Annotated in this window: 7 protein-coding genes and 1 tRNA gene; 7 read left to right on the top strand and 1 reads right to left on the bottom strand. The window is 70.8% G+C overall.

Translation table 11 applies throughout. The features are described from left to right. The 4 genes from ACFRAR_RS38080 to ACFRAR_RS38065 form a co-directional block, all read left to right on the top strand. The coding region (locus tag ACFRAR_RS38080; RefSeq protein WP_157846636.1) for an acyl-CoA dehydrogenase family protein at positions 1-88 on the top strand (88 nt) is incomplete at its 5' end. A gap of 144 nt (positions 89-232) precedes the next feature. Beyond that, the gene (locus tag ACFRAR_RS38075) at positions 233-970 is read left to right on the top strand and encodes a TetR family transcriptional regulator (RefSeq protein WP_380704932.1); all 738 of its coding nucleotides are present in this window, start codon (positions 233-235) and stop codon (positions 968-970) included. Positions 971-1,329: 359 nt separating this feature from the next. After that, the gene (locus ACFRAR_RS38070) at positions 1,330-1,599 is read left to right on the top strand and encodes a hypothetical protein (protein ID WP_380704930.1); all 270 of its coding nucleotides are present in this window, start codon (positions 1,330-1,332) and stop codon (positions 1,597-1,599) included. Positions 1,600-1,873: 274 nt separating this feature from the next. Further along, positions 1,874-2,146 (top strand): hypothetical protein, encoded by a 273-nt coding sequence (locus ACFRAR_RS38065; RefSeq protein ID WP_380704928.1) that lies wholly within the window; start codon positions 1,874-1,876, stop codon positions 2,144-2,146. Positions 2,147-2,297: 151 nt separating this feature from the next. Here ACFRAR_RS38065 and ACFRAR_RS38060 read toward each other — a convergent pair. Further along, a tRNA-Leu gene (locus tag ACFRAR_RS38060) sits at positions 2,298-2,382 on the bottom strand. A 291-nt stretch (positions 2,383-2,673) separates the two neighbouring features. Between ACFRAR_RS38060 and ACFRAR_RS38055 the strand changes: the two genes are divergently transcribed. The 3 genes from ACFRAR_RS38055 to ACFRAR_RS38045 all read left to right on the top strand — a co-directional run bounded on the left by ACFRAR_RS38055 (position 2,674) and on the right by ACFRAR_RS38045 (position 5,687). Beyond that, a complete protein-coding gene (locus ACFRAR_RS38055) occupies positions 2,674-4,005 on the top strand; it encodes a M20/M25/M40 family metallo-hydrolase (RefSeq protein ID WP_380704926.1) in 1,332 nt (443 codons plus the stop codon). A 261-nt stretch (positions 4,006-4,266) separates the two neighbouring features. Beyond that, entirely contained in the window at positions 4,267-4,509 is a 243-nt protein-coding gene (locus ACFRAR_RS38050) for a chaplin (RefSeq protein WP_380704934.1), read from the top strand. A gap of 323 nt (positions 4,510-4,832) precedes the next feature. After that, complete coding sequence (locus ACFRAR_RS38045; protein ID WP_380704924.1) at positions 4,833-5,687, top strand: chaplin; 855 nt, start codon at positions 4,833-4,835, stop codon at positions 5,685-5,687. Positions 5,688-5,777 lie beyond the last annotated feature (90 nt).

Genomic DNA, 5,777 nt, shown 5'->3' with positions numbered 1-5,777 from the left:
GCGGATGATGCGGGACGCGAAGATCACGCAGATCTACGAGGGGACCAACCAGGTGCAGCGGATCGTGATGGCCCGCAACCTCCCGTAACCCCTCGTAACCCCTCCCGTAACCCCCTCTCGAAACCTTTCCCGAGACCCACACCCGCGCGCACCGACGCGCACCGACGGCCGGGCCCGAAGGGGCGGCCCGGCCGTCCCGGCCACCCCGAGGGTGGATGTTAGGTTCCGGTGAATGAGCGACAAGGAAGAGCAGGACCAGCCCATGAATGACGGGCCCTCGAAGCCGGCGATGCGCGAGGCGCTGGTGGCCGCGGCCTTCGAGCTCTTCCTGGAGCGGGGGTTCGAGCAGACGACCGTCGACGACATCGTCTCGCTGGCGGGCGTCGGCCGGCGCTCCTTCTTCCGCTACTTCCCGGCCAAGGAGGACGTGGTCTTCCCCGACCACGAGCGCAGCCTCACCGAGATGACGGAGTTCCTGGAGTCCGGCAGCGGCGAGGAGGACCCGGTCAAGCACGCCTGCGACGCCGCCCGCCTGGTCCTGCGGATGTACGCCGAGCAGCCCTCCTTCTCCGTCCAGCGCTACCGCCTGACCCGCAAGGTGCCCGGCCTGCGGGCGTACGAGCTGTCCGTGGTCTGGCGCTACGAGCACACCCTCGCCGCCTATCTGCGCGACCGCTTCGCCGACCGCCCGGACGGCCCGCTGCGCGCGGACGTGATCGCCGCGGCCGTCGTCTCCGCGCACAACCACGCCCTGCGCACCTGGCTGCGCTCGGGCGGCGAGAGCGACTGGGTGGCCGAGGTGGACGCGGCGATGGCCTTCGTCACCGGCACCTGGAGCGACCGCCCGGCGGAAGCCGCCGAGGGGGAGTCCGACGAGGTCGTGGTCCTGGTCGCCAGCCGCCGGGCGCCGCTGTGGCGGATGGTCCAGGGCATCGAGAGCGCCCTGGGCGACGACGCCCGCCGGCCCTGACGATCCGTCGCATCCGTCCGGCGCGACCGGCGGACGGGCCTCCGGCCGATCGTTCCCGTACGGCCGATCCCCGGATCAGGCTTTCGAATGACATCGGCGAGCGGCGGGGCCGGTCCGGGGACGGTCGGTGGCGCCGGACCGATCTGGCTGTCGGGTGTCGCCGGTCTGCTCCGGCCGAATGATCCTCCCGACAATCACCTGATCAGTATTTCTGCTGGTCGGCTCGGCGTTTCCGGCCGAGCGCGGGCCGAGAGGGCCGTGGCGTCGGTTGCGGCGGGATGCGGGGCATGGCTGTCTGAGTCGCGGCGGGCCGATCGGCGACGCCATCTCGATTCCGAAACTCCGTGGAGGAGATTTCCATGCGTGCTCTCAAGCGTGTCCTGGCTGCCAGTGCCATCGCCGTCCCGCTCGTGATCGGCTGCGCCGGCCTGGCCTCGGCGCAGGAAGGCTTGGACGCGAACTTCGGCGCGGGCCAGTTCGTCGCCAACCAGAACGGCGCCGGCGCCGCGAGCGCCAACTCCGTTCTGAACTCCGACGGGGTCCAGCACACCGACTTCTGGATCTGGTCCGACGACACCGGTGTCTCCGGGGCCTTCACGGGTTCCGGCGCCACCTGGCAGAACGGCTGACCCAAGCCGCGAATCCCCTCGGAGTTCCGGTGAACTCCGAGGGGATTCCCCTGTGTTCGGGGCGGAGCGGAGTCGTGGGGTGCTCCAGCCGACTGATCCTCATGAAAAAGCACACCAGTCGTATCCTCGCTGGTGGGAACGGCGATTCTGACGGGACGTGAGGCCGGGCGGGGGCGTGGCGCCGGTTGCGACGGGGTGCGGGGCGTGGCTGTCTGAATCGCGGCGGGGTCGAACAGCTCCCGCCCCAACCCGAAACTCCGTGGAGGAGATCTTGATGCGTGCTCTCAAGCGAGTGGTGGCCGTCGGTGCCCTCACCGTCCCGCTCGTCATCGGCTGCGCGGGCCTGGCCTCGGCCGCCGCCCCGGAAGGCCTGGACGCGAACTTCGGTCAGGGCCAGTTCATCGTCAACGAGAACGGCGCCGGCTTCCAGGTCGCCGACTCCCACGTCGGTTCCGACGGCGTCTCGCACACGGGCTACTGGATCTGGGCGGACGACACGGGCGTCTACGGCGCCTACACGGGTGCGGGCGCGACCATGACCGGCTGACCGGGCCCCGGCCGGAACCGTCGCCGGAAAATCCGGAACCCCGAAAACCCTGGAACCCCGGAAACTCCGGAGAGCCGGAAACCCGGAAGCCAGGGCGTGGGAGAGTCGGAAAACCAGAAAGGCCCCAGATGAATCTGGGGCCTTTCGCCGGTGTCCGAGGGGGGACTTGAACCCCCACGCCCGATAAAGGGCACTAGCACCTCAAGCTAGCGCGTCTGCCATTCCGCCACCCGGACCGGGTGTCGTCCTCGCGGCTTCCGATCTCTCGTCCGTCGCGCTGACAGATGTAACTGTAGCAAAGATCGGCTTGGGCTCCCAAAACGGTTCCGGACCGGGGGAGCGGCACCGGTGGCGGGGGCAAGGGGCGGCATGTGGCGGGGGCGTGACCAGCGGGTTTCGGGAGCGCGCGGGGCTGGATCGGGGCCGGGGGCTGGGGGAGGATGGGCGGACGTGCTCGTACGGCCCGGGTGCAGGTCCTGGGGGTGGCGCGCTGGTGCGTCGGTGCGGGCCCAAGACGAGGAGTGACCGTGAGCGAGCGGAGCGAGTCGGCGGCCCCGAAGGTGACGGCTGAGTCGGAGGTCGCCGAGATCTGTCGCGATCTGATCCGGATCGACACCAGCAACTACGGGGACGGCTCCGGCCCGGGGGAGCGCAGGGCGGCCGAGTACGTCGCCGAACAGCTCGCCGAGTTCGGGCTGGAGCCGCAGATCTTCGAGTCGGCCAAGGGCCGGGCCTCGACGGTGGTCCGGATCGAGGGCGAGGACCGCTCCCGTCCCGGCCTGCTGATCCACGGCCACACCGACGTGGTGCCGGCCAACGCGGCGGACTGGACGTACGACCCGTTCGGCGGCGAGATCGCGGACGGCTGCGTCTGGGGTCGCGGCGCGGTCGACATGAAGGACATGGACGCGATGACCCTGGCGGTCGTCCGCGACCGGCTGCGCACCGGGCGCAAGCCCCCGCGCGACATCGTGCTGGCCTTCCTCGCCGACGAGGAGGCCGGCGGCACCTACGGGGCGCGCTTCCTGGTGGACAAGCACCCGGGGCTGTTCGAGGGCGTGACCGAGGCGATCGGCGAGGTCGGCGGCTTCTCCTTCACCGTCAACGACCAGGTCCGCCTCTACCTGGTGGAGACGGCCGAGAAGGGCATGCACTGGATGCGCCTGACGGTCGAGGGCCGGGCCGGCCACGGCTCGATGGAGAACGACGACAACGCGATCACCGAGCTGTGCGAGGCGGTCGCCCGGCTCGGCCGGCACCAGTTCCCGCTGCGGATCACCAAGACCGTCCGGGCCTTCCTGGACGAGCTGTCGGACGCGCTCGGGGTCGAGCTGGACCCGGAGAACATGGACGAGACGCTGCGGGTTCTCGGCGGCATCGCCAAGATGATCGGCACCACGCTGCGCAACACCGCCCAGCCGACCATGCTCGGCGCCGGGTACAAGGTCAACGTGATCCCCGGTCAGGCCACCGCCCACGTGGACGGGCGCTTCCTGCCGGGCTTCGAGGAGGAGTTCCTGGCCGAGCTGGACAGTGTGCTCGGCCCGCGCGTGAAGCGCGAGAGCCTGCACGCGGACAAGGCGATCGAGACCGGCTTCGACGGTGCCCTGGTCGAGGCGATGCAGACCGCGCTGCGGGCCGAGGACCCGATCGCGCGGGCGGTGCCGTACTGCCTGTCGGGCGGGACGGACGCCAAGTCCTTCCAGGACCTGGGCATCCGCTGCTTCGGCTTCGCGCCGCTCCAGCTGCCGCCGGAGCTGGACTTCGCCGGGATGTTCCACGGTGTGGACGAGCGGGTGCCGGTGGACGGCCTGAAGTTCGGCGTCCGGGTGCTGGACCGCTTCATCGACGCCTGCTGAACCGCCACTGATCAGGCGACTGGGTCGGCCCGTTTCCGGAGTTCCGGGAGCGGGCCGACCGCATTGTCGGAGCGGATGATTGTGGGATGGGCTGGAGGAGATCAACAGAAGCGATTCTGCTGGAAATCCGAGGCCGGTCATGCGTGCGATCCATCACCGTTGCGGGTGAATGGGAGATCCACTCCGTACCCCGTTTGCCGCAACGTCGTTCATCCCTGTGCAGCCCGCCGAACGGGTTGCGTTGTCCATACAGGAGGAATGATGAAGGTCAAGAAGATCACCGCTGTCGCCGCCGCCACGGGTGGTCTGGTGTTCGCCGCCGCCGGCGTCGCGTCCGCTCACGGCGGTGCCGTCGCCGAGGGTGTGGCCGCCGGTTCCCCGGGCGTCGTCTCGGGGAACACGATCCAGGTCCCGGTGCACGTCCCGGTGAACTTCTGCGGCAACACCGTGAGCGTCGTCGGCCTGCTGAACGCGGCGTTCGGCAACACCTGCGCCAACGTCTGAGTCGACCTCCGGGCCGTCGAGGCCTGTTGAGCCGACCCATCCCGGCCCCCGGGCGGCGGACGCGCCGCACCGGGGGTGTTCGGTCTTCGGCGACTCCCGGATACACGGGCTCCGGCGCAATCGCTCGATCGGGTGAAGCCGGTACGTTCGGCTCAACCTCCCTGTCGGCCCCTCGTTAACTCGTGTGCAGCCGCAGCCCTTGCGTGATTTACGGATATACGGAAATTCCGACTTTTTACAGGTTCATGTCAAGGTAGACACGTCGTCTCGAAATGTCAGGGGAAAACATGAGGAATGTAGCCAAGAAGGGGATCCTCACGGCCGTGGCCACCGGCAGTGTGCTGGCCTCGACCGCCGGCTACGCCTACGCGGGTGGCGCCGAGGCGCAGGGGGGTGCCGTGGGTTCACCCGGCGTCGCCTCGGGCAACTCGGTGCAGGTGCCGGTCGATGTGCCGGTCAATCTCTGCGGCAACACGATCGACCTGGTCGGCTTGCTGAACCCGTCCTTCGGCAACAAGTGCGCCAACGTCAGTGGCGGAGCGCACCACGCCTCCAAGCCCGCCCAGGGCGGCCGGCCCGACGGCAGCGGCGGCGGGGGTGGCGGGGTCGGCGGCCACGGCGGTGGCGCCGGCGGTAACGGCACCGGCGGTAACGGCACCGGCGGCAGTGGCGTCGGTGGCAGCGGCCTCGGTGGCAGCGGTCTCGGCAGCTCCGAGGCCGGCGGTCACCAGGGCGCCGGCACCGCCGTCCCGGGGGCCGGCGCCTCCGGTGTCGCCACCAACTCGCCGGGCGTGCTCTCCGGCAACAGCGTCCAGGCGCCGGTGGACGTCCCGGTCAACGCCTGCGGCAACTCGGTGAACGTGGCCGGCGTCGGCAACCCGGCCTTCGGCAACGACTGCGCCAACGTGGAGAAGCCCGCCCCGAAGCCCGTCGCGCCGCCGGCCGAGGGCTGCGCCGAGGAGTGCCCGACCCCGCCGCAGGTCTCCGCGGAGGAGGCCCCGCCCGTCCCGCGCAGCGTCGCTCCGGCCGTGGCGGCCGAGGCGGCCGTCGCGCCCGCCCCGGCGGCCCAGCTGGCCCACACCGGTGCCGGTGGCGTCGAGCTGCTCGGTGCCGCCGGTCTGGCCCTGATGCTCGGTGGCGGCGTGCTCTACCGCCGCGCCCGGGCCGGCGCCCGCTGACCCGGCGCACCGGGGGTCGGTGCGCGCCCTGAAACAGGGCCCGCGCCGCCCCCTGTCATGGGAACGGCGCACCCGCGGCCGCCGCGTGAG

This window comes from Kitasatospora sp. NPDC056651, assembly GCF_042792155.1.
Lineage (GTDB): Bacteria > Actinomycetota > Actinomycetes > Streptomycetales > Streptomycetaceae > Kitasatospora.
This window is presented reverse-complemented; position numbering and strand designations above follow the sequence as displayed.